The organism is Marinifilum breve, assembly GCF_003202155.1.
Taxonomy (GTDB): Bacteria; Bacteroidota; Bacteroidia; order Bacteroidales; family Marinifilaceae; genus Marinifilum; species Marinifilum breve.
In genome coordinates, this window is record NZ_QFLI01000001.1 from 386,822 (window position 1) to 411,749 (window position 24,928).

Below are 24,928 nucleotides of genomic sequence, written 5' to 3' on the forward strand. Positions count from 1 at the left end.
AATAATAATTCTTATTTTTAGGTAATCATTTCGACATACACAAAATTCTACACACAACATGAAGAAATCAAGATTACTGATGACCATTATAATTATTGGTCTAATATCCTATCTTACAATTTCCTTTTTTCAAACACAAAACAGACTTTGGGAAACCAAAAAATTAGCAACTACAGCAAAAGTTTGGGGTTTTTTGAAATATTATCACCCAAACATCGGAAAAGATCCTTTTTATTGGGACAAACAGTTGTTCACAGTCCTGTCTCAAGTAAAAGAAGCAGGCAACCGAGAAGAACTATCGAAAGTTTACCTGGAACTACTTGACTCTTTAGGGGAAGTTCCAAACATTAGCATAGTAGATACCATCCCTGCTGATCGATATTTTAACAAAAACTTCAATCTCGATTGGATTAGTAATGAAGAAGTATTTAGCAAAGAGCTGTGTAGCAAATTAAAATTCATAGAAGAAAATCGCGCTCAGGGAGATCATTACTACGTTTCCTCTGTACCATATGTTGGCAACATTCAACTGAAGAACGAGCCTTTACACAACAGCTTCGACTGGACCAAGAAAGAGTACCGATTATTAAGCTTGTTCAAATACTGGAACATTATTGAATACTTTTTCCCATACAAATACCAGATGGATCAGAATTGGGATGAAGCATTAATAGAAATGATTCCAAAGTTTGCCAACTGCCAATCGGAAAAGGAATTTCATTTGGCAATGCTGGAATTGGTTGTAAAAATCAACGACAGCCATGCAGGATTAAGAACATCTCTCACCAATCAGTATTTAGGTTCACGTTGGATACCCGCAAAATTTAAAATTATAGATGAACAGGCAATAATTACCGGCTTTTATGACCAAAAGCTTGCCAAGGAAGATGATTTACAAATAGGTGATATCCTTACAAGTGTTAATGGCAAATCCATATCAAAAATTCTTAAAGAGAAGGACAAATACATTCATGCATCTAATGCTTCGGTGAAATTACGAAATGCATACAAGTGTATTTTCAACGGATCCTCCGATTCTCTTCATATCGAATACATTCGCAACGGAAAGGGCTTACACAAAACCATCAGAAGGTATCCTTTTAGTAAATTCAAGCTTGAAAAGAGCAAGGATCCCAAATGGAAAATACTGGAAAACAACATAGGATATGTAAATATGGGAATACTAGAACGCATGGATGTTCCTGCTATGATGGACAGCCTGATGAATACCAAAGCCATTGTATTTGATGTTAGAAACTACCCTAGAGGAAGCATGTACGATATTTCCAACTATTTGAATGAAGAACCTAAGGAGTTTGTGAAGTTTACTGTACCCAACCTGAATTATCCAGGTAAATTTACATGGACTCAAAGCATAAAATGTGGTGGCAAGGAAGGTCCTAAATACAAAGGACAAGTTGTGATTCTGGTAAATGAAGAAACACAAAGCCATGCCGAATTTACCACCATGTGCCTGCAAACTGCTCCCAATGCTATTGTAATAGGAAGCCAGACATCCGGTGCAGATGGTAATGTTTCCCAATTAAATATTCCTGGTGATTTTAAGAGCTACATGACAGGCATCGGCGTATTTTATCCTGATGGTAGAGAAACACAACGCATTGGTATTGTTCCCGATATTGAGGTAAAACCAACAGCTGAAGGTTTAAAAGCCCAAAAAGATGAAGTATTGGAAAAAGCTATTGAAACAATTGGAAACACCTTAGGAAAAACTATTGCACAGAAATAACAAAGAATGAAATCATAGAAAAACACGCCCCACCAAAACAATTGGTGGGGCGTGTTCATTTAAATAACTCAATGCTCACTTATGCTCCTTCATGAAGGGCTAATCAATCACAAAGAGGATTGGACAATCCATACGCTTAAGGATGGATACCTTCTACCGACGGTAGATACATCTTATACCGACGGTAGATGCACCTTATACCGAACGGTAGAAACACCTTATACCGGCGGTAGAAACAATGCACACTTAGGCGAACGCAAAGCACATTAGCTTCGGACAGCTAGCAGCCTTCCCTTAAGGATGCACAATGCATTCCTATGCTACCTCAAATACCATAGGGAAAATATAGGTTTTTGGCTTCTTTAAATATGAGCCATTGCTGGTATATTGCGAAACGATAACCAATTGGTAGAATCCTGTTTGAAGATCATGAGGAACTACAAACTTAATGCAGCTCAATGTGTTCTGCATGATTGCAGTTCTGGGGATGAGAATTTCTTCATTTGTATCACATTTCAGTAATTTTATTCCAACCTCTTTCTTATCGCCTGCAATCTTTATACGTTTTCCTGAAACATCTACTCCACCTCCGGGAGTTAAGCACTTATTAATTTGTTTTGTCACCAAATCGGTTACTGTATTAATAGTAATTGAAGAATTTGCTTTGCCAAGTACATTCACCTCACAATTGTTCAAAGCACTTTTCATTTCTTTTGCAGGTGAAAACTTTACAGACAAATTGTGTTTGTCTTTATCCCATCCTGCATTATCACTATTAAAAATTCCATTGGCATTTAATTGAAAATGTCCCAAACCAAAATGAACTGAAGCACCATTCATTATTTGATCTATCGCCATGTTCTTCATCAATTCAAAAGAAGCCTTTAAGGTACTTGCACTAAATTCTGTTCTGCGATCAATTACCAATTTTACCAAGTCATCTGTATTTATTGATTTGGTCTTAACTACACGAGCTATTCTTTCTCCCTTCCTATCTCCCAATGCCCAATCATGTAATTCAATGTTTACCGATTTTTTAGTCTTTTTCTCCATAAAAATCTATTGTTAGTTGAGTTTGTTGGCCCTGAATTACTCCTTATAATTCACATTATCAGGTTTATGATTACAACCAAGACAACAAGGAAACGCTCATCATGAATCATTTAGTATATAATTGTGCGTTAAAAATGAATATTTTCTCTTTCAATGCACCCAAATAGAAGGGAGCATAAATATTTCACTCCAATTACCTGCAATATTCCTTACAAAAGGAAGGGTATAAAGCACCTTGCGAAATACATTTTACTAGTCTAACTTGTCATTTAAAATTGAAGCAAGCCTCCCAACAATCTCGAAAAACAGCTACAACATATCGTTTACTTGTGCTTACAGTGAAATCAGGTTAATACCATTAGTTTTATAAACATATTTTCACATCACTCCACACAAAAAACATATCTACTTAGCGTACAAAATCAATAAAAGCACAGTATTCTTTAAGAAATCACACTTCCTCATATTGATTTTAAATTCTCTTTTTGTCGCTAGTTGGAGAAATATCAAAACAGACATTAACAAACACTTTCTGATTACTAATTGACATTTTTTGAATATTAAAATCGATTTGTAAAAATTTTAACATTAACCTAATAATTTTTCAAACGCATCAATCGCTTATTTTATCAGGCTTACAGAATTTTCACCAGAAGAATTTCACCAAGAAATCAACAATTAGACAATAAATATTTTTCATCATATTAAAAAAATGTCATAAATTGGTGATTGCCCAACGAAAACCAATCACAATTAAATTAAGTTCTATGAAAAACTTTACATTTTTTATTGTCCTACTTCTAATCTTTCAGGTAGGTTTTGCACAAAAGCGTGCTGTTAATTCCGAAGGCCTTTACAAAGGCGTTATCCGGGTAAAATTCTCAGAAACCATTCAGGCGAAAGTGGATGTATTTTCTGAAAACCTTGAAAAAGGTCACAAACTAAAAGCTCGTCCTCAGGATGGCTATGTTGTAACCAACATGAGAGCCGTAGATAAGCTGAACGAAAAATTCACAGCTTACAAAATGAAACGTGTTTTCCGCGATGCAGGTAAACATGAAGCCAAACACCGTAAGTTTGGTTTGCACTTATGGTACGATATTGAGTTCAGTTCCGACACACCTGTCAAGCAATTGATTTCTCAGTACAATAACATTAGTGAAATATCGATGGCACAGGCAATTCCGGAAGCTAAGCTGGTTTCGCACAGCATTACTCCCCTACCCGAATCGCCAAAAGCTAGTCCTCCAACTTTGAATACAGCTCCTAACGATCCACGATTTACAGATCAGTGGCATTATGAGAATACTGGTCAAAATGGTGGTACTCCAGGATCTGATATCAGCTTATTGGAAGCCTGGGAAATTGAAACAGGAAATCCCAATGTAATTGTTGCCGTAGAAGATGGCGGAGTAGATTGGGATCATGAAGATCTTATTGGAAACATGTGGGTGAATCCAGGTGAAATTGCAGGCAACGGAGTTGATGATGACAACAATGGTTACATCGACGATGTTCACGGATTTAATTTTGTTGATAACAATGGAACAATTCCTGCCGATGATCATGGAACTCACGTAGCAGGTACGGTTGCTGCCGAAACCAATAATGGAATCGGTGTAGCTGGTGTTGCAGGTGGTGACGGAAACAACAATGGTGTTCGCATCATGTCTTGTGCTGTTTTTACCAACACTTCAAGTGGTGGATTTGCCGAAGCTCTTACTTATGCAGCCGACAATGGTGCTGTAATCTCTCAAAACAGTTGGGGATATAGTAACAAAGGCGTTTACGATCAGGCGGTATTGGATGCTATCGATTATTTTATTGCCAATGCAGGTGGTGCCGATGAAGCAATGAATGGTGGTATCGTTATTATCGCAGCAGGTAATGATGATGACTCGGGACTATGGTATCCGGGATGTTATGAAAGTGCATTGGCTGTAGGTGCTGTAAATTGTAAAGACGAGAAAGCATGGTACTCCAATTACGATACCTGGGTAGATATTTCGGCTCCAGGAGGAGAATTGATTTCTTCGAATACCGATCCTACTGCTGTACATTCTACGCTACCAAACAACCAATATGGTGTAATGCAGGGTACTTCAATGGCATGTCCTCACGTATCTGGTGTTGCAGCCTTAATCGTATCAAAATACTATGGCAATATCACTCCGCAAGAGGTACGCAATAAACTGGTAAATACGGTTGATAATATCGATGCTACCATTCCTACTTTCTTAGGTAAATTGGGAAGCGGACGAATGAATGCTTATGCGGCTCTTTCTGATGGTAACCCGCCAGCAACTCCTACAGGTCTTACCTCAAGCAACGTAAAAGCTGCTTCTTTTGATTTAAGTTGGAATGCAAGTTCAGGGGCAAGTTCTTATGGCATCCAGATCAGAGAAAGCGGAGGAAGCTGGAATACTTATAGTGCATCAAGTAATTCCTACTCCTACACGGGAGCAAGTGCCGAAACCACTTACGAATTCCAGGTTAGAGCTACCAACAGTGCAGGAAGCAGTAACTACACCGCAATAGGAAATGTTACCACTCTTGCCTTGCCTCCTAGTCCAGATGTACCAGCAAATATCACGGTTAGCAACATTACTTCCAATTCATTTAGCTTGACTTGGGATGCTGCCAATCATGCGGCTGATTACGATGTACAGGTTCGTCCACAAGGAGGAAGCTGGACCAATTACAATACTACCAACACCAATCAGAATGTAACAGGTCTGCAAGCCTCTACGGTATATGAATATCAAGTTCGTTCGAACAATGATGCAGGAAGCAGTGATTATTCAGCCCTAGCAAACACAACAACCTCTGATGCTCCGATTGAGTATTGTACTTCGAAAGGAAACAATTCTAGTTACGAGTGGATTTCAGAGGTAACAATTGGAAGCTTTACCAAAACATCAGCAGCGGCAGGTTATTCCGATTTCACATCCACCACTATCGATTTGGATGCCGGAAATCAGTACAATATCTCATTGAGCCCATCCTTCTCGGGAACCAGCTATAATGAATATTGGAAAATCTGGATTGACTACGATCAGGATGGTACTTTTAATGACTCTGATGAATTGGCTTTTGATGCTGGATCTATGAGCAAAACTACAGTAACCGGTTCCATCACCATTCCAACTACCGCTTCGGGAACAACCAGAATGCGTGTGAGTATGAAATACAATGGAGCTCAAACGGCATGTGAAACCTTTAATTATGGAGAGGTGGAAGATTATACCGTAAACATTCAAGCGGCTTCTCAAACACCTCCTCCTACTCCTGATGGAATAAGTGCCAGCAACATTACTACCAATTCATTCACAATCAATTGGAATGCTGTTTCCACTGCCGATTCTTACGATATCGATATCAGAGAACAAGGTGGCAGCTGGAGTACATTTAATACTACATCAACCAGTTACGATTATACAGGTGCGAATGCATCAACTACCTACGAATACCGATTGAGATCTAAAAATAGTATTGGTTCGAGCAACTATTCAAGCACGTACAATGTAACAACAAATGCTGCCAGCTTGAACTATTGTTCTTCTAAAGGAAGCAATTCGAGCTACGAATGGATCGACTTGGTTCGCTTGGGAAGTATCGATAACAGCACTGGCAACGATGGTGGTTATGCCGATTACACAAGCATGAGTACTGATTTAAACCCAGGAAGTTCGCAAACCATATACATTAGTGCCGGTTTCCGAAGTTCAAGCTATACTGAATTCTGGCATGTTTGGATCGATTTCAATCAGAATGGAACATTTGATTCCAACGAAGAAATGGTAAATGGATCCTCCAGCAGTAGTGGTACTTTATCGGGCAACTTTACAGTTCCAAGCGATGCAAAACTGGGAACAACCCGAATGCGTGTTAGCATGAAATACAATGCAGCTGCTACTCCTTGCGAAACTTTCAGTTATGGAGAAGTGGAAGACTATACTGTAAACATTACCAATGCTTCTACATCGGTGAAGTATAATGACCTTACAATTTCTGATCCACTAGGCAACGAAGCACCAACTGATCTATTAAAGCTTAGTCCTAATCCTGCACGTGATTACGTAAAGATCGAAACCATAAGTGCAAGTGGTAACATTAAAATTGTTAACATGAATGGAAATCTGATTAAAGTTATTCCAGTTGTGTCTAATATTACTGAAGTTAATGTAACAAATCTTGTTTCGGGTACTTACCTTATCATCCTTGAAGATGAAAGAAACAGTGAAACCAAGAAGCTGATTAAACGTTAATAATTAAGTAAATTCATCAAAAGCTGTCTCAATATTATTTTGAGGCAGCTTTTTTTTCCGAAAGTCTTGAAAGTTTGAATCGTGAAAAGATAAAAAGCTATAAATCTAAATAATAACTACAGCTAAATAGTTCTCATCCCACATCCTAATAACAACAATATCATACAATGACTAAAAGCTTTCATTTCTGATATTGGCTCTCATTTTATCATGAAAGTTTTTATTGCTTGTATTTTACAACAAAGCCAATAATCCATATAGAGTCCAAGTTATTCTCTATTTACTCATAAATATTTTCTCCAATTGTTTGCATAGTTCAAAAAAAAATTCAAATCTTTGTTGCCGATAACGAATAAGGTATCCCGTAAAACGGATTTAATAGGGAATCATGTGAAAACCATGAGCTGACGCGCAACTGTGATTCCAACCCAAAAGTTTGTAAGTACAAAGCCACTGTTCCAAAACGAGGAATGGGAAGGCCTTACAAATTGGAGAGCCAGGAGACCTGTCTTATTCAAAAATAGATTGATGCTTTCGCGAAATAAAGCCATAAATCAGGTCTTCACATTTGAATTGTCATATCGCACAATTCTGTACCACCTGTTTAATGTATTCGCAAAGCAATCAGTTATAACACTTAACAATTATTGCTATGCATAAATATTCAAATACTCCTCGCGAAATGGAGTTTGGTCACTACACAAGAATAGAAGTATTCGATTCTTCAGAGCAATCGAAGCATTCATTCAAATATCAAAGGTAAAATATTTGATATTGATACCTGACTAGCCCTCATAATCAATATCAGTGAGTGCGGCTTCTCTGTTTGGTCTTGTAATTCCTGATTGTGAACAGATGGTTATATTCATTGTAGTCTCATATCGGTTCCATCGTTCGCAATAACAATCCCAAACAATTCTGACATGTTTCTAGCCGAGGGAAGCCGCACTCTTAAACTTACAAACACAATTTAACACAATAAACACTGACATGAATTTGATTGAACTTTTAACAAAGCCTGGTACTGCCTCTACCATTATTATTATCTGCCTTGTTGCAGTACTGGGCATTCTGTTTGGAAAAATAAAACTACTGAGAATCAAGCTAGGAATAGCTGGAATTCTATTTTCAGGACTACTGGTAGGACACCTGGGGGCAGTAACAGATCCACACGTTCTGCACTTTATCAAGGAGTTTGGCTTGATTTTGTTTGTCTACTCCATTGGTCTTGAAGTTGGACCAAGATTTCTTCCTTCGTTGAAGAAGAACGGCTTACGTATTAACCTATTGGCATCAGGAATTGTGCTTACTGGATTTTTAACTGCCGTAGCCATAAAATTCATTTTTAATGTACCGATTTCAGTAATCACAGGTGTTATGTGTGGTGCGGTAACCAACACTCCTGCTCTTGGTGCGGCACAACAAACCATTGGTGATATTGTCAGCAATGCCGATATAGCCGCTGCCAATACACAAACCGTTGGTATGGCCTATGCTGTTGCCTACCCTTTCGGGATTTTTGGGATCATCATTTCTATGATTCTTCTGCGTGTGATTTATAAAATCAATGTGAAAAAGGAAGAAGAGCAATATCGCAAAGAAGTTACCGGGATGGATGGTAAGCTAATAGCCATTAACATTGAAATTACCAACCAAAACCTGATTGGCAAAAGCATTGAATTCATTATTGGCAATTGCAATAAGGCTTTTGTTCCTTCGAGAATTGAAAGGAATGGAGAATTTTTAGCTGCCGATTCAGATTTCGTCATTCAACAGGGCGACAAGTTATATGGCGTTTCCACTCCAATGAATTTTAAAAACATTGAGCTAAACCTTGGAAAAATTAATGAAACAAAGGAGCAGGAAATCTCTGGTAGATTGGGGATGAAGCAGGTAAGAATTACCAATAAAAAACTGGCCGGACAGAGTATCAAACAAATTGGTATTTCTCGTCGATTCCCTGTAAATATCACCAGAATTTATCGTAATGGATTAGAGCTAATGCCTACCGAAGAAGATAGCATAGAATTTGGAGATACTGTACGTATTGTAGGTGAGAAAGCTGCCTTGCCTGAAGTTGCCAACTTATTGGGTAATTCGATCAAAGAGCTTTCACACCCTAACATCCTTCCTATTTTTATGGGAATTTTGTTTGGTGTATTGATTGGTTTGGTTCCAATACAGATTCCTGGTTTGCCAGCTCCTGCCAAATTAGGATTGGCTGGTGGTCCGCTTTTAATTGCCTTAATTTTGGGGCATAAAGGAAGAATTGGCAAGATGGACTTTTACATTACACCAAGTGCAAACTTGTTTATTCGAGAATTGGGCATTGTGCTTTTCCTTGCCTGCGTTGGACTTTCATCGGGTAAATATTTCGTTGAAACCCTTTTAAACGAAGGTTACATTTGGATGCTTTATGGTATGGCCATCACTTTTGTGCCACTAATTATTTTTGCCATCATTGCCCGAATCATGAAACTAAATTACCTATCGATTTGTGGTTTGCTATCTGGTTCAATGACCGATCCTCCAGCATTGGAGTTCGCCAACTCAATTGCTCCAGTTCAGGCTCAATCAACAGCATATGCAACGGTTTACCCATTGGTAATGTTCTTAAGAGTGCTCTTGGCACAAGTATTGGTTCTGCTTTTTAGTTAAGTTTACACGTCTATATATTAGTTGAAAAATCCCATTAAAGAGTTCTGCTCTGCAATGGGATTTTTTTTGTAATCTAATGGGTGTCTTGTAACTGATAATTTTGCAAATAAACCATTACAAGCTCATAACTCTAATAAACATTACTATTGGATTAGAAACTGAAAAGTTCATCAGGATAAAAAAGGAAAGCAAAGAAAAACCAGTTGAAACAAATCAACTGGTTTGATGAACTTTAATAAATATAATTAATCCCTTTCAGGAAGACTTGGGATAAAAGCCTAATGATATTATTCGTTAGCTACGCACAAAGCAGAAAAGTAAAAATGTTGATAATTTAAAACCTTTTCTTGAGTGCCATCTAAACTATATACATACAATCTGTTATATTTTCCATCCTGACCCCATCCTTTTATAGCTGTAACATACAATTTATTAGAAACAGGATCTACATATGTACCTGCGCCATAAATTTGATAATCAGAATCTATCGAAAATAAAGTTTGAGTTTGATTTGTATTTATGTGATAACAAGCAACCTGACGTGGTGCCCATCCACCTTCTTTCACAAAATACAAGGTATTGTTCGATCTGCTATAAGTTAAACTTCCTGCGTTCCATGCCCAACCAAAACTTGGATTTACAGATACAGACAACGGAATACGGTCTACACCCATAGTTTGAGGATTAACTTTCAGTAATTCTCGTTGAGCAGCAATCCAAAGGTTTCCATCCTTATCTTTTACCATACCTCCTGCTTTGCCTGAAAGAGGTATTGAGTACGATAATTTATTAGAGCTAATATCAACAATAAGTAATTGATTCTGTCTTAAGGCAAAAAGTTTATTCGAAGCAGTCAACATATTCCCTACTTCACTGTTACCAACGCCTTTTACTGCCTTATCAATTCTATAATTTCTTAAATCTACTCTATAAATACCGCTTCCATTAGCAGTACCTACTCCTCCAGTACTTAAGTAACCTACATTATTATTTAATGCTACAAAAGCGCGACATTGACCGGTTGGCAATTCAATTGTTCCTTCATGTTTTAAGGTTTGTGAATTGGCTATAACCACATTTCCTTTCTGAGTATTATACCCTTTAGATACAAGATATAGGTGACCGTTTTGAATACCTGCATATTGTGTAGTAACACCTAATTGCTTACCAGGATTCTCTTTCGCATAAACTTTATGCTCTATTGTATTAGATATTCCATCCCAATGGTTAATACTACCATTCTCATGTCCAAACCATCCTTCATTTACAATTAGTACACCATTAGAATATGGTCCAGAAGACTTTACTCCACTCTGACTCTCTTGTAAATCAGCATTTAATTCTGTTAAAAGCTCATCATTCTCATTGCTACAAGCAATAATAAAAGTTGACAGGGCCAAAAGCAATGCCCATGTCCATTTTCTTAAATTAATCATAAGTATTAGTAATTTATTAATTAAAAAATATTGGGATATAAATCATTGTATATCTATTCCCAACGGTTGTTTAAAAGCTTAAAAGAGAATACCACTCAAATTAATTTCTCAAAATGAAATACTTAATCATCTGTTGTAGAATACAAATAGTCACATTGTATCTACTATTAGAAATGCACAATTAGAAATACTTAATTGTAAATGCACCAAAAAATGAACATGAATTCAAATAAGAATTTAGCAGTTTATGAACCATACACTTGAGGGTATCATTCATAAATAAGGTGATATACACTAGGACACGAAAGATTTGATTAATAGCATTTTGATTACTTCATTGTTCACCAAATCCTGTATAGTAATAATTATAAACTAGCTTCCTGGAGGGAAATGAAGTTCAAGGTAGTTCATTGCAGCCGCGATAGCAGTAATATACAGCCAATAATCATGTGTATTTAGGACAAATATATTTTGTCCTGCTCCATTAAGTATCATCTTTATTCTATTTTAATGAATTAATGGTAGCACAGGGATACAAAAGAAAGGGTAAAACTCTTTCTTCGCTTTTCACCCGAAAGCTACGAAAACATATAATTCATGGCAGGTCTTCTGGCTCACCTCATTTTAAGCGATCTTCCCACCTTGTGGCAGTGATCAATAGAGAGCTTAAAATTTTATAAGGCTTACAGCTGCGGGGACAGCTCCGGAATTACACCGGATTCCCTTTTAATCAAAACTTATTCCATAAGTTCTGAACCATAATCTCGATGTAAATATATTAAATAATTTTAATTATAGAATGTATATTTGGATTATTTTTTAAACATTAATAAAATTTGTCTTCACTAACTCATAACTTTTCTAATAACAGCAAACTGTATAAGAATAAAACAAGAAATTATATTATAGCACAAGGTTTGGATCATTATCGTTAATATTTATGTAGTATTGATGCTATGATTGTAACGAATTCATTTTAACAAAAATGACATTCGTTTGGGTACAGTCAAGACAATTATATTTTCGTATAAAATACTTTTTTATATAGGACAACTGCCGTTTAATAAAACAGGCAGTTGCATATAAAATTTAAAAAGGGGCTCCACCTCGTTTATTAGTTTTAAACATATAGCTTATATCTTTCATAAATCCATCATGTTGAATTTCAAACAAACGCTGATTACTTGTTTGGCTGTCTAGTGGTCCCGATTCTACCTTGTAACTACCCAGCTTAATAAATTGAAAGGAGTTTTTATTAAAGTTCTCGGGCAAATTAGGGCAGCCAGAATACCATGCCGTTTTTATTTTCGGATATTGGTTTTGTATGAAACTGGCCAACTCTGCTACCCGATGAGGGGAGTTATCTCCCCCCATAAAGCAAAAACAAGTGATTGCCGAAGCATACTTATCCATTATTGATACGATACAATCTTCGTCCAACACCTGGCCAATATCCTTTTGAAGGTGAGGGCTATGACATCCTTTACAACAATTTGGACAATTGGTAATATTAATAGCCAAACTTACCTCGTTGGGAATTTCCTGAAAAACGATATCGTAATTATAATACTTGAGCATATTCTTTTTCCTCAACTTCTTTACCTTTAAAATCTGTAGCGTAATACCTGTCACCAGCTTCTTTTTGGCGAGCGATAGAGAAACTGCTCACTCTTTTCATGTAACCAATAACACGAGTAAGGTAATCAAGGTTTTTGCTGCTACATTTAGGACATTCACTTAGGTTGTGTTTATCGATATGCCCACATTCGTTACAAATCGTGTTGGGAATATTAAAAGTGAAATAGTTACAACCTTCTTTAGATGCTACCCTAAGTAGTTGGCGATATTGAACTTCACTTAAATGCTCATCTAAATTCAAGTGTAATGCAGATCCGCCGGTTAAATGTTCAATATACTTTTTGCCATGAACTTTAAACTTGTCGATAATGTTTAGGGATTCGTCTTCAACCGCATAAAAATAGCTGTTATAGCAATCGCGAGGCACAAAGAAACCATCCTCTCTATCCCACTTGGCATGCTTAACACCAACATTTTCAGCTGGAATCATTTCACAATTGAACATTAAATCATCCGAACGATATTTTTTGTTGTAGGTTTCTATCAATCCTAAGACTTCTTGCGTAAAGGCTACGTATTCCGGGTTGTCGTTTATTTCTATATTTAAAAACTCAGCAGCTTCAACCAATCCGTTTACCCCAATTGTAAGATACTGACGACTAAGATTAATATATCCGGCATCAAACAATGGAAGCATGCCTTTGCTTTGCAGCTCTTTTAGATTTTCGTTGTAGCCAATTTGAACTTTATGCACCAAATCCACTACCTCTTCTAAATAATTGATGTAAGGTATTTGTTCTCTTTTAGCTTGCTGAACACATCGATTAAGGTTAATGGTTAATACACTTTTTGAACCCGTTGATACACCTCCTGCACCTAAAGTATAACTAAAACCATTATCCTGAATTTCGTTGCGCAAGCGGCAGCATGAACTTAAACTATCAGCATTATCGCTCAAGTAAGTAAAGAATGAATGGCCTTCGGCATACATTTTTGCAGTAAAATCGCCATAGTCTTTGTCTTTAATATCATCATCTTCCGACAATAATGCCATAGTTTCTACCGGAAAGGTTAAGACGGTTTTTGTACGCTCTTTGTTAAACCAATGCATAAATCGTTTTTGCAACCAGCTTAACGATTCCCAATGTGGTTTGCTCCCATCAGGAAACACAAACTCTCCAAACAAACTCTCAAAATAATATTTGTCGTAATAAGCAATATTCCAGAATACTGCCTGAAAGTTTCTAGCGCCAGTAGGTTGATTTAAAGAGTAAACAATTTGTTCGAAACAATCTGTTATTATTTTATCAATGCTGCGTTTTCTGACTGATAAATCCACCACATCATTACTACGCTTATAGTAATCGTTGCCGTATTCTTTACCGACAAAATAATTCATGTACATCAAGAACTCAGGAGTTGCACAAGCACCACTTAGCATACTAGACACAATGAAAACCATATTTATAAAACCACCACAAAATGATTTTAAATTGGTTGGAGCCGTTGAGTTACCTCCTATTTTTGAAGTACCCTCTAACAACCATGGATACATGGTGATGCTGGCACAATAGGGAGCAAGACTGGTTTCGTCATTTTTGTATATCAGATGCTGATTTAAATAACTTAGGTATTTATTGGACAGCTCCTTACCAAATATATTATCGATGCGGTCGGTTAGCAGACGACGATTTAACCGGATGAAATTCCCTTTAGGAAGTTCGCCAATCAGTGTAGCAATATTTTTACTGTCAACATTGGCATTGGCATCAAATTTACTTCCCGTTGCAGCGTTTCCTGCACCACAATAATCAATTAAGAATTTAATTCGGTCACGCGTTTCTCTGTCTTCTGAATGCTTCTGGCGATAAAGCATGTATGATTTGGCTGCGGCATAAAAATTCTCTGCCATTAGTGACCTTTCCACCTGGTTTTGGATGTCTTCTACGCTTGCACCGTTTCTAACGGTTACACGATGTAGAATATTCGCCAGGTCTTCCTCGCTAGCAAAGCTTCCCACTGATAGAAAAGCCTTTTTGACCGCATTTCGAATTTTATCAATAGAAAAAGGCACCTTTTTCCCATCTCTTTTTACGATTAAAGTCTCTGCACTACTCATAAGTTTATCATTTTTGAATGGTAATTACTTAAAAACTAAAGGAGAGTGAACGATGCAGGAAGTAATAGGGTATATTTATAATAAAACATAGCCATACCTGAACCAGACTTCAATCCCCGAAAGTCTAATTTGTTAAATGATTCTGGCAGGTCTTCTGGCTTATCCGGTTTTTGATACCTTCCCATCCCGATTTATCGGGACAGTGGATATAGATTTTCAAAAACACTAAATATGGACTTACAGCTGCGGGTACAGCTCACGAATTACACGTGATTCCCTATTATTCCTTGCGGAACCTATAAATCAAAACAATGTTAAGAATTAAAATGATTCTAAGCAATATCAGTTATTAACAATAATAGATAAAACATTGATTTTCTTTGAGGTTTGTCGGTTTATAACTTTTATTTTCCATAAAAAAGAAACCCATCAGAAATAAATTCCAATGGGTTTAATATTTTTTTAATGAGCAATATCAATTGTTAACTGATTATTGCTAACTGTTGACTGTATTATTGTCTTTTTGCACGAATCTGGCTGAATCCAATATTCAATGCCTTCTGGAAATAACGCAGACTCTTCATTTCCTTGTGGTTTACTAATGATAAAGAAATTCCTTCTTTTCCAGCACGAGCTGTTCTTCCACTACGGTGGGTATAGTACTCTTCTTTATCAGGCAACTGGTAATGTACAACAAATGCCAATCCTTCAATATCGATACCACGAGCAGCCAAATCGGTTGCTACCAAAACTCTTAATTTCTCGTTTTTGAAAGCACGCATTACTTTGTTACGCTCAATCTGTTTCAAATCTCCATGAATGGCATCAACCTTCACTTTTTGCGATTGCAATTGCTGATTCAACTTCTGAGCAGCTTCCTTAGTCTTACAAAATACAACTCCCCTTGCTTTGGTATCCGATTTTAGAAATTGCATCAATACAGATAACTTCTCTTGGTCTTCGCACAATACAAATTGGTGCTTGATATTTTTATTCACCACATTCTTTCCACTGATCTGAATACGGTGAGCAGTTTTAGAAATATGACGCCTGATGATCTGTTTAATTCCATCAGGCATGGTAGCTGAAAACAACCATTTGTTCTCAACACGTGAAAGGTAAGTAAGAATTTCATTCAACTGATCTTTGAACCCCATGCTTAGCATTTCATCAGCCTCATCTAAAATCACTATTTTTACATGAGTCAAATCAACTGCTTTCTTTTTTACCAGTTCAATTAAACGGCCAGGTGTAGCTACAATAATCTGTGTAGGACGTCGCAAGTTTGCAATCTGCTTTTCAATTGGAGCTCCACCATATACACATTCTGTAAAAGTCTTCTCTGTGTGCTTTGTAAACTTGAACAATTGTTTGGCAATTTGTAATCCCAACTCACGTGTAGGACATAGAATTAACCCCTGTACCTTTTCTACCTTAGGATTTACGCGATGCAACAATGGTACACCGTAAGCAGCAGTTTTACCAGTTCCTGTTTGCGCCTGACCAATTAAATCGGTATCAGCATTCAACAAAACCTGAATTACTTCTGATTGTATTTGAGTAGGATTTACAATTCCTAATTCGTTTAATCCCTTAACAATATTCTTATTTACACCTAGTTCCTTAAAAGTTTCCACAGCTTTTCGTATTAAATTGGCTGCAAAAATAGTATAAACATTTAATAATGATGAATTATAAATGATGAATTATAAATTAATTCCATAAGAAATTAGGCAGCCTTATTCTTAATAAGAATGATGAAATAATAGAAAATCGATAAATATCTATTCCTTATAAAATAGTTTTCGTTCCTCCTCTTCCTCAATTCCCATGGCGTGAAAAAGATTTAGATTAAATGGAAAGTTCTTACCAATAACATACATACAAATCAACCAAGGGAAATACCACAAGATATCTTGTGTTATCCCAAAAATTAATAATGCCGTAACACCCCCTTTACTAACCAAAAGCAATTGAATAGAATAAATTCTACCAAATATTTTCAGTTTTTCTTCTAGTCGATCAAGAATTTGAATGTACTTAATCTTTCTTCTATATAAAATCCATCCTGCCACCACTTCAAGCAAAATTATTATTCCTCCTGCCACATTAAACCAAAGCCTTTCATTTTCCTGAATCAGAAATGGAGGTTCAAATTCATAGTAACTAAGTAAAATTCCAAAACTTAATTCTATTCCTACCGCAATTACGAATAGAGCCAACAAGCCTATTCTTGTCCATTGGACAAACGTTTTTAATTCATTCATACCTTATAATTTGTGTATATTTAAAATATTGAGAGGGATGGACAACAATTTTAATTATTATCATTTATTATTCTTCCAATTCAACTCGAAAAATGAGATGGTTTAAGCTTATTTAACATACAAACGTTTTCGAAGCCAAAGGAACTCAACAGAAAATTAAGTCCTTTTAAAAGTTAATGCTTTGTTAAGAGCTTAAGCTTTCCTTTTGTTTTTTGTATATTAAAGTAGTTTTGTATTTGAATATTGCGAATAAATGTATGCTACCTAAAAAATTTGGACATATCATTCTGGTGTTTCTCCTGCTGATCTCAACAGCTGGAGTGAGCATTAATAAGCATTATTCTGGTGGAGAACTTTTCTCTACTGCATTATTTCTTAAAGCCGATTCTTGTTGTGAAACTCCTTGTGGATGTTGCGATGAATCCACTGAAACCATAAAGGTTGAAGCTGATTATATGGCTTCCATTTTTGAATTGGATGATATTGCATACTTGGATTTGCTATATGCAAATATCCCTTTAGTCATGCAACTTATAAGCACTGAAGTTTCAACAAATTCATTTAAAACCGGAGATTTTTCTCCTCCCCAACTACCTGATTTGTGTGTTATGAATCAGGTGTTCCGTTTATGAAAATTCAATTACGAATTACGAGTTTTCAATTACGAGTTAAATGGCAAATAGACTTGATATAAGGTTTATATCATCTCTGGCACATCACGTAATTGACAATTTGTAATACCAACCAATTGCTAATTCGTAATTGATTATTTCATAGTTAATCACCTCACCCTACCCCTCTCCTCGAGGAGAGGGAAGCACTAAAGCTTAATTGTTGCACACTCCCCTTCGCTTTTAGGAGAAGGGGTCGGGGGATGAGGTACAAAAACGGATATTCATGTTGAATAAAATCATAAAGTTCTTTCTAGAGAACAAACTAATTACAAGCATACTTTTGGTTGTATTCATAGCCTGGGGAATAATTACATCACCATTTCCCTGGAAAATTGATTTTCTGCCCAAAGATCCAGTAGCAGTTGATGCCATACCTGATATTGGAGAAAATCAACAAATTGTATTTACAAAGTGGATGGGTCGTTCACCACAAGATATTGAGGATCAAATCACCTATCCTTTAACAACATCATTGTTAGGAATTCCAGGCGTAAAAACCATACGTTCTTCCTCTATGTTTGGATTTTCCAGTATCTACATCATTTTCGATGAAGGGATTGAATTCTATTGGAGTAGATCGAGAATTCTTGAAAAGTTAAACTCCTTGCCACAAAATCTTTTGCCCAATGGGGTTCAACCCACTTTAGGGCCAGATGCTACTGCCTTGGGTCAGATTTTTTGGTATACGCTTGAAGGACGTACTCCTGAAGGTGAAGTAACTGGAGGTTGGGATCTTCAGGAATTAAGAAGCATTCAGGATTTTCAGGTGAAGTATGCCTTGGCTTCGGCCGATGGAGTATCGGAAGTTGCATCAATAGGTGGCTTTGTAAAGGAATACCAGGTGGATGTTGATCCTGCAGCCATGCAAGCACATGGAGTCAACCTCATGCAGGTGATGAATGCTGTAAAAAAATCCAACCTTGATATTGGTGCACGAACCATTGAAATCAACCAGGCAGAATACTTCGTGCGTGGTATCGGCTATGTGAAACAATTGGCCGATTTAGAAGAAACTGTCGTAAAAATGACCAACAATACACCTGTTAGAATTAAAGATGTAGCCAAAGTAACCTATGGTCCTTCTGATCGCAGAGGCGTACTGGATAAAATGGGTGCTGAAGTAGTTGGTGGTGTTGTGGTAGCTCGCTATGGTGCCAATCCTTTGGAAGTAATCAACAATGTAAAAGCCAAAATAGAAGAGCTATCGGTTGGATTACCTGAAAAAGAACTGGCAGATGGCACTATGTCCAAATTAACGGTTGTGCCATTCTACGACAGAACACAATTGATTTACGAAACATTGGGAACTTTAGAAGATGCCTTAACACTGGAGATTATCATTACCATCATCGTGATCATTATCATGGTGCTGAATTTACGAGCGAGTATCTTAATATCGGCTCTAATACCAATAGCTGTACTGATGACCTTCATCGCCATGCGATATTTTCATGTTGATGCCAATATTGTTGCCCTTTCTGGGATAGCCATTGCTATTGGAACCATAGTTGATGTTGGAATTGTGCTTTCGGAAAACATGATTCGACATTTGGAAATGAAAAATCCTAATAAGAACCTCCGACAAGTAATATACGAAGCAACAACAGAGGTTGCACCAGCGGTGATTACGGCAGTACTGACTACCATTATCAGTTTCATTCCTGTATTTACCATGGAAGCTGCAGAAGGTAAACTATTCAGGCCATTGGCATTCACAAAAACATTTGTACTTTTTGCAGCCCTTTTGGTTGCGGTAATCATTCTGCCAGCAATGGCGCATTGGTTATTTGCCATTAAAACGGAAAAAAGAAAAATTAAAATTGCCCTTAATACATTACTAATAATTATTGGTATTTATATTCTTTTTGCATCTTCTGCATGGATGGGAGTCACCCTAATCATTTTAGGCGGAATAAATCTTGCAAGTCAGTTTTACCAGGAGTATCAAAAATATTTGTTCAAGGCCAATTTGTTTGTGATTGCTTTGGCAGTTTCATTCCTGCTTGCCCGTGAATGGTTGCCATTGGGTGCATCCAACTCCATATTTGCGAACTTCTTGTTTGTAATTTTAAGCATCTCATTTCTGTTGGCAGTGTTCCTGGCATTCATTAGATTCTATCAGCGAATTCTGGACTGGGCATTACGTCACAAATTGCTGTTTTTATCTATTCCTTCTTTCATTGTTCTATGGGGAATAATCATCTGGTTGGGCTTTGGAAACACTTTTGGATTTGTAGCCAGAGGATTGGATAAAATAGGTCTCAATATTACCTCCACCTCTGCTTGGAACACCATGTACCATAAATATCCGGGCATAGGAAAAGAATTCATGCCAGCCCTTGATGAGGGTTCATTCCTACTGATGCCAACATCAATGCCTCATGCAGGAATCGAGGAGAACAAGCGTGTATTAAAACTCCTGGATATGGCAGTTGCCAACATTCCTGAAATAGATATGGTGGTTGGTAAATTGGGTCGTGTAGAATCTGCCTTGGACCCTGCTCCTATTTCCATGTATGAGAATGTGATCAACTACAAGAGCGAATACATGACCAATGAATATGGTAAAAAGATTCGATTTGCTGTCGATGATAATGGCAATTTCCTAAAAGGTGCAAATGGTGAATTAATCCCTGATGAGTTCGGAGAATTTTACCGACAGTGGCGAGATCACATCAAATCTCCTGATGATATCTGGCAGGAAATTGTAAAAGCCACCAAAATTCCTGGTGTGACATCAGCCCCAAAATTGCAGCCCATAGAAACTCGTTTGGTAATGTTGCAAACTGGTATGCGAGCACCTATCGGAATAAAGGTATCGGGTAATAACCTAAAACAAATTGAAGTTTTTGGTCTGCAACTTGAGAAGCTGGTAAAAGATGTTCCTGGCGTGAATGATGCATCTGTCTTTGCAGAAAGAATGGTCGGAAAACCTTACCTGGAAATCAAAATCGACAGAAAAGCCATTGCCCGCTTTGGATTGCAGGTAGAAGATGTACAGAAACACTTATCGGTTGCAGTTGGCGGAATGACATTAACCAATTCAGTTGAAGGTAGAGAACGATACCCAATCCGGGTGAGATATCCTCGTGAATTGAGAAATGATCCGAATTTACTGAAGAAAATTTTGATTCCAACGAGTATGGGTAAATCCATTCCTTTAGAGGAGTTAACTACAATAGAATATGTACAAGGACCACAGGTAATCAAAAGTGAAAATACTTTCCAGGTAGGATATGTAATCTTCGATAAGGAGGAGGGGTATTCTGAAGTGAACATTGTAGAAGCTGCACAATCGTATTTAGCAGATAAAATCGAAAGTGGTGAATTGAAAGTCCCTGCAGGCGTGAGCTACAAGTTTACAGGAAACTACGAAAACCAAATTCGCGCTGAAAAACGATTGGGTATTGTCATTCCAGTGGTTTTGGTAATCATCTTCCTGATATTGTACTTCCAGTTCCGTGGCATCGCTCCTACATTAATGGTATTTAGTGGAATCGCCGTTGCCTTTGCCGGTGGGTTCATTATGATTTGGTTCTATGGACAAGACTGGTTTCTGAACTTTTCCATCTTTGGAATTAATCTTCAGGAATTATTTCAGGTTCATCCAATCTACTTGAGTGTTGCCGTTTGGGTAGGATTTATTGCCCTATTTGGCATAGCTACCGATGATGGGGTAATCATGGCTTCCTATCTGGAACAGATATTCGAAAAGAACAAACCCAAAACAAAAGCAGAAATCAGACAATCTGTTATCGAAGCAGGATCGAAACGAATTCGTCCTTGTTTAATGACAACGGCCACTACCCTTTTGGCACTATTGCCAATTTTAACATCAACAGGCCGTGGATCAGATGTAATGATACCAATGGCAATTCCAGCATTTGGAGGAATGGCAATTGAGTTGATCACACTTTTTGTTGTTCCTGTATTGTATGCTATGTACAAAGAATTCAAACTAAAGAAAGGAGGTTTGGCATGAGATTTTTAACAATAACTATATTAATATTCTTAAGCTGTACCAAGTTATTTGCACAAGAAAGCAGGTCAGTTATGCTTGAGCATGTAGAATATGCGATTTCAAACAATCCTGATTTAAAAGCCATGGATCTGAAATACCAACAAGCTTTGGAAAAGATTCCACAAGTTAAAGCTTTACCTGATCCAACATTCTCTGCTGGTGTATTTATTCAACCAATAGAAACACGCGTAGGTGCGCAAAAAGCCAAGCTATCCATTTCTCAGATGTTTCCATGGTTTGGAACTCTTGGTGCCAAGGAACAACAAGCCAGTTTACAGGCACATGCTATCTATCTGAAATATTTGGATGCTCGTTCAAAATTGGAACTAAAAGTTACTAACTCCTGGTTGGATTTAATCCTGACAGATCATAAGATACACTTCACAAAAAAAAGAGTTGAGGTGTTGGATCTACTGGAAAAACAAAGCTTAAAACGTTACGAAAGTGACCAAACCGACATGGTGAATGTATTGTACATTCAAATGCTGAAAGAGGAATTAATTTCCAAGTTGGAACTGTTCAAGGATAAGAGAACCACGCAACAAACAGCTTTCAACAAAATTCTGAACAGGGATCTTAGCATGTACGTAAACACTCCCTTGGATGATTCTTTCTTGTTGTCAAGCATGAAACCATATGAAGGTTTGATATTTGCCAATCACAACAGAATTAAAAGCTGGAACCAAATGGTTGAGTCTGCTCAATTTGGTGAAAAAGCATCCAAACTTAATGCGTTACCAAAATTCGGTTTGGGATTGGATTATGCAATTCTATCCAAACGAAATGATATGGATGTATCAGACAATGGCCAGGATGCAATAATGCCAATGCTATCGATAAGTATTCCAATTTTTCGCAAGAAGAACAAAGCAACTATCAAATTCAATCAATTAAAACAGCAGGAATATCAACAATTAAAAATCTCGGAATTGAACCAATTGCAATTGGAAAAACAACAAGCTTTGGAATTGTATAAAACTGGAAGCAGAGATCTTAAATTGTACGAGAATTTGCTTACGAAAGCAAAACAATCTTACGAAATCTTGTCGAGCAGTTATGAGAGTTCTGTAAAACGATACGAGGAAGTGCTGAACATGCAACAGAAAATCTGGATCTATGAACAGAAACAGATTGAAGCACAAATAAAAGTTCAGAAAAGTCTGGCACAATTTAAATATCTGGATGCAAATCAAAGTCTGGAAAAGTAAAAGAGTCAAAATGTCGAACAGTCTATACTTGGGACTTGAGACTAAATTGAAATATCATGAAAAATATACTAGAATATATATCAAACAACTGGCAACAAAAATTAATCATTCTACTCGTTGGATTACTATTGGGATGGTTGATATTTGGTGGAAAAACTGAAAGCAATCATTCACACGAAGGACATCAACATGAGCATGAAGCTAGTGCTGCGGAATCTACAACATGGACCTGCTCCATGCATCCTCAAATTCAACAACCCAATGAAGGTGATTGTCCAATTTGTGGAATGGACTTGATTCCTATGGATAATTCAGGAGGTAGTTCATCGCCTGCCCTTATTGAAATGAATGCAGATGCCATAAAGCTGGCCAATGTACAAACTACAAGGGTAGAATCCGGGCAGAGCAATAAAGAGATTTTATTAAATGGTAAAGTTAGTATTGATGAGAGAAGAATCAGCTCTCAGGCCATTCATTTCGATGGAAGAATTGAAAAGCTATTTGTGAATTTTGAAGGAGAAAAAGTTAATAAAGGTCAAACTCTCGCTACAGTGTATGCTCCTAAATTGATTAGTGCACAGGAAGAATTGCTTCAAGCATTAAAAACCAATGATAGTTACCCAGAATTAACAAAAGCAGCAGAACAAAAACTAAAATTCTGGAAGCTTACTGCCAAAGAGATTGAACAAATCAAAAACAGTGGAAAAATTCAGGAATACTTTGAAATAAAAGCCGATGTATCAGGATATGTTATTAAAAGAAATATAGCTAAAGGTACCTATGCTAAAGCAGGAAGCATTCTATTTGAAATAGCAGATCTTAGCAAAGTGTGGATTGTATTTGATGCCTATGAAAAGGATTTGCCATTCATCCATAAAGGTGATGAAATAGAGTTTTCGATTTCGGCATTTCCTTCAAAGAATTTCCATTCTACAATCAGTTATATCAATCCTGTTATTGATACAAAAAAAAGAATCGTACAAATTAGAGCTGAAATCAACAACTTTGATCATCTTCTAAAGCCTGAAATGTTTGCCAATGGAATCATCTATGCAGACATGAAACATGAAAAAAGCGAATTGATCATTCCAAAATCTGCAGTAATGTGGACAGGTAAACGCTCCATTGCCTATGTAAAAGTTGACGGAGGTTTTGAAATGCGAGATGTTGAGTTGGGTGAATCATTAGGAGAATCCTATATCATAAAAGAAGGGATTGAAGAAGGCGAAGAGGTTGTAAGCAAAGGAACCTTTACTGTTGATGCTGCTGCACAACTGAACAACAAGTACAGCATGATGAATCGTCCTGCAAGTAAACCTGGTGCTCCAATGCTTCAGCACTATGCCACAAAGGCATTCAATTCCAAATTGAAAGATTTGCTAAAATCATATCTGGCAATGAAAGACATCATGGTTGAAACCAATGCCAAAGAAAGTAATCAGGCAGCCAAAACTGTTATGAAAGCCTTAATGCAAATGAAGCCTTCCAATCTTGATTTGAAAAGAAAAGCAATGAAATTTTGGAAAGAAAAGTATGAATTACTTCAAGATCACCTTTCGGAGATTACCAGCAGCGAAGACATGGAATTGCAACGAAAAGCATTCAAACCATTTAATGAAGCCCTGATTGCTAGCTTAAAATCATTGGGCACAGGAGATGAGAATATATACATACAATATTGTCCTATGGCTGACAATGACACAGGAGCTTATTGGTTAAGTTTAGAAGAGAAAATTATGAATCCTTATTTCGGAGACATAATGCTTCATTGTGGTGAAGTTACCGATTCATTAATCAAAAAAGAACCAAAATCAATGCATCAAGGACATCAACATTAAACAAATAAACAAGTCAAATTTAAATTAGAACAAAATGAAACGAACATGCAAATTTAAT

Annotated in this window: 14 protein-coding genes and 3 riboswitches; of the genes, 8 read left to right on the forward strand and 6 right to left on the reverse strand. The window is 36.9% G+C overall.

The features are described 5' to 3' along the window. Window positions 1-58 precede the first annotated feature (58 nt). Window positions 59-1,750: a S41 family peptidase gene (locus DF185_RS01615; RefSeq protein WP_110358973.1), complete on the forward strand. Its 1,692-nt coding sequence runs from the start codon at window positions 59-61 to the stop codon at window positions 1,748-1,750. Between the two features lie 81 nt (window positions 1,751-1,831). After that, window positions 1,832-2,020 carry a hypothetical protein gene (locus DF185_RS23480; RefSeq protein ID WP_133249929.1) on the forward strand — a complete coding sequence of 63 codons (189 nt, stop codon included), beginning with the start codon at window positions 1,832-1,834 and terminating at the stop codon, window positions 2,018-2,020. Between the two features lie 45 nt (window positions 2,021-2,065). Here the strand turns inward: DF185_RS23480 and DF185_RS01620 are convergent, their stop codons facing one another. Further along, entirely contained in the window at window positions 2,066-2,803 is a 738-nt protein-coding gene (locus tag DF185_RS01620; protein ID WP_110358974.1) for an HU family DNA-binding protein, read from the reverse strand. 767 nt (window positions 2,804-3,570) lie between these two features. On the opposite strand from DF185_RS01620, the gene DF185_RS01625 reads away from it, so the two are divergent. Continuing rightward, window positions 3,571-7,071, forward strand: a complete 3,501-nt coding sequence (locus tag DF185_RS01625; protein ID WP_110358975.1) for a S8 family serine peptidase — start codon at window positions 3,571-3,573, stop codon at window positions 7,069-7,071. A 338-nt stretch (window positions 7,072-7,409) separates the two neighbouring features. Beyond that, a riboswitch (cobalamin riboswitch) is annotated at window positions 7,410-7,598 on the forward strand. A gap of 463 nt (window positions 7,599-8,061) precedes the next feature. Then, on the forward strand, window positions 8,062-9,729 hold the full coding sequence (locus DF185_RS01630) for a putative transporter (RefSeq protein WP_110358976.1): 1,668 nt from the start codon (window positions 8,062-8,064) through the stop codon (window positions 9,727-9,729). A 287-nt stretch (window positions 9,730-10,016) separates the two neighbouring features. Here the strand turns inward: DF185_RS01630 and DF185_RS01635 are convergent, their stop codons facing one another. The 5 genes from DF185_RS01635 to DF185_RS01655 form a co-directional block, all read right to left on the reverse strand. Continuing rightward, the gene (locus tag DF185_RS01635) at window positions 10,017-11,165 is read right to left on the reverse strand and encodes a DUF5074 domain-containing protein (RefSeq protein WP_110358977.1); all 1,149 of its coding nucleotides are present in this window, start codon (window positions 11,163-11,165) and stop codon (window positions 10,017-10,019) included. Window positions 11,166-11,747: 582 nt separating this feature from the next. Further along, window positions 11,748-11,941: riboswitch (cobalamin riboswitch) on the reverse strand. A gap of 313 nt (window positions 11,942-12,254) precedes the next feature. Continuing rightward, window positions 12,255-12,743, reverse strand: a complete 489-nt coding sequence (locus DF185_RS01640) for a 4Fe-4S cluster-binding domain-containing protein (protein ID WP_110358978.1) — start codon at window positions 12,741-12,743, stop codon at window positions 12,255-12,257. Then, a complete protein-coding gene (gene nrdD, locus DF185_RS01645) occupies window positions 12,727-14,862 on the reverse strand; it encodes an anaerobic ribonucleoside-triphosphate reductase (RefSeq protein ID WP_110358979.1) in 2,136 nt (711 codons plus the stop codon). Before nrdD ends, DF185_RS01640 begins: the two co-directional genes overlap by 17 nt. A gap of 127 nt (window positions 14,863-14,989) precedes the next feature. Then, window positions 14,990-15,185: riboswitch (cobalamin riboswitch) on the reverse strand. A 189-nt stretch (window positions 15,186-15,374) separates the two neighbouring features. Beyond that, complete coding sequence (locus DF185_RS01650; RefSeq protein WP_110358980.1) at window positions 15,375-16,499, reverse strand: DEAD/DEAH box helicase; 1,125 nt, start codon at window positions 16,497-16,499, stop codon at window positions 15,375-15,377. Between the two features lie 147 nt (window positions 16,500-16,646). After that, window positions 16,647-17,129, reverse strand: a complete 483-nt coding sequence (locus DF185_RS01655; RefSeq protein ID WP_110358981.1) for a hypothetical protein — start codon at window positions 17,127-17,129, stop codon at window positions 16,647-16,649. 257 nt (window positions 17,130-17,386) lie between these two features. Here DF185_RS01655 and DF185_RS01660 point away from each other — a divergent pair, with 257 nt between their 5' ends. The 4 genes from DF185_RS01660 (at window position 17,387) to DF185_RS01675 (ending at window position 24,870) form a co-directional block, all read left to right on the forward strand. Continuing rightward, the gene (locus tag DF185_RS01660) at window positions 17,387-17,761 is read left to right on the forward strand and encodes an HYC_CC_PP family protein (RefSeq protein ID WP_110358982.1); all 375 of its coding nucleotides are present in this window, start codon (window positions 17,387-17,389) and stop codon (window positions 17,759-17,761) included. Window positions 17,762-18,026: 265 nt separating this feature from the next. Next, window positions 18,027-21,785: an efflux RND transporter permease subunit gene (locus tag DF185_RS01665; protein WP_110358983.1), complete on the forward strand. Its 3,759-nt coding sequence runs from the start codon at window positions 18,027-18,029 to the stop codon at window positions 21,783-21,785. Next, a complete protein-coding gene (locus tag DF185_RS01670) occupies window positions 21,782-23,032 on the forward strand; it encodes a TolC family protein (RefSeq protein WP_110358984.1) in 1,251 nt (416 codons plus the stop codon). The genes DF185_RS01665 and DF185_RS01670 overlap by 4 nt, the downstream gene beginning before the upstream one ends. A 56-nt stretch (window positions 23,033-23,088) precedes the next feature. Beyond that, on the forward strand, window positions 23,089-24,870 hold the full coding sequence (locus DF185_RS01675) for an efflux RND transporter periplasmic adaptor subunit (RefSeq protein ID WP_110358985.1): 1,782 nt from the start codon (window positions 23,089-23,091) through the stop codon (window positions 24,868-24,870). Window positions 24,871-24,928 lie beyond the last annotated feature (58 nt).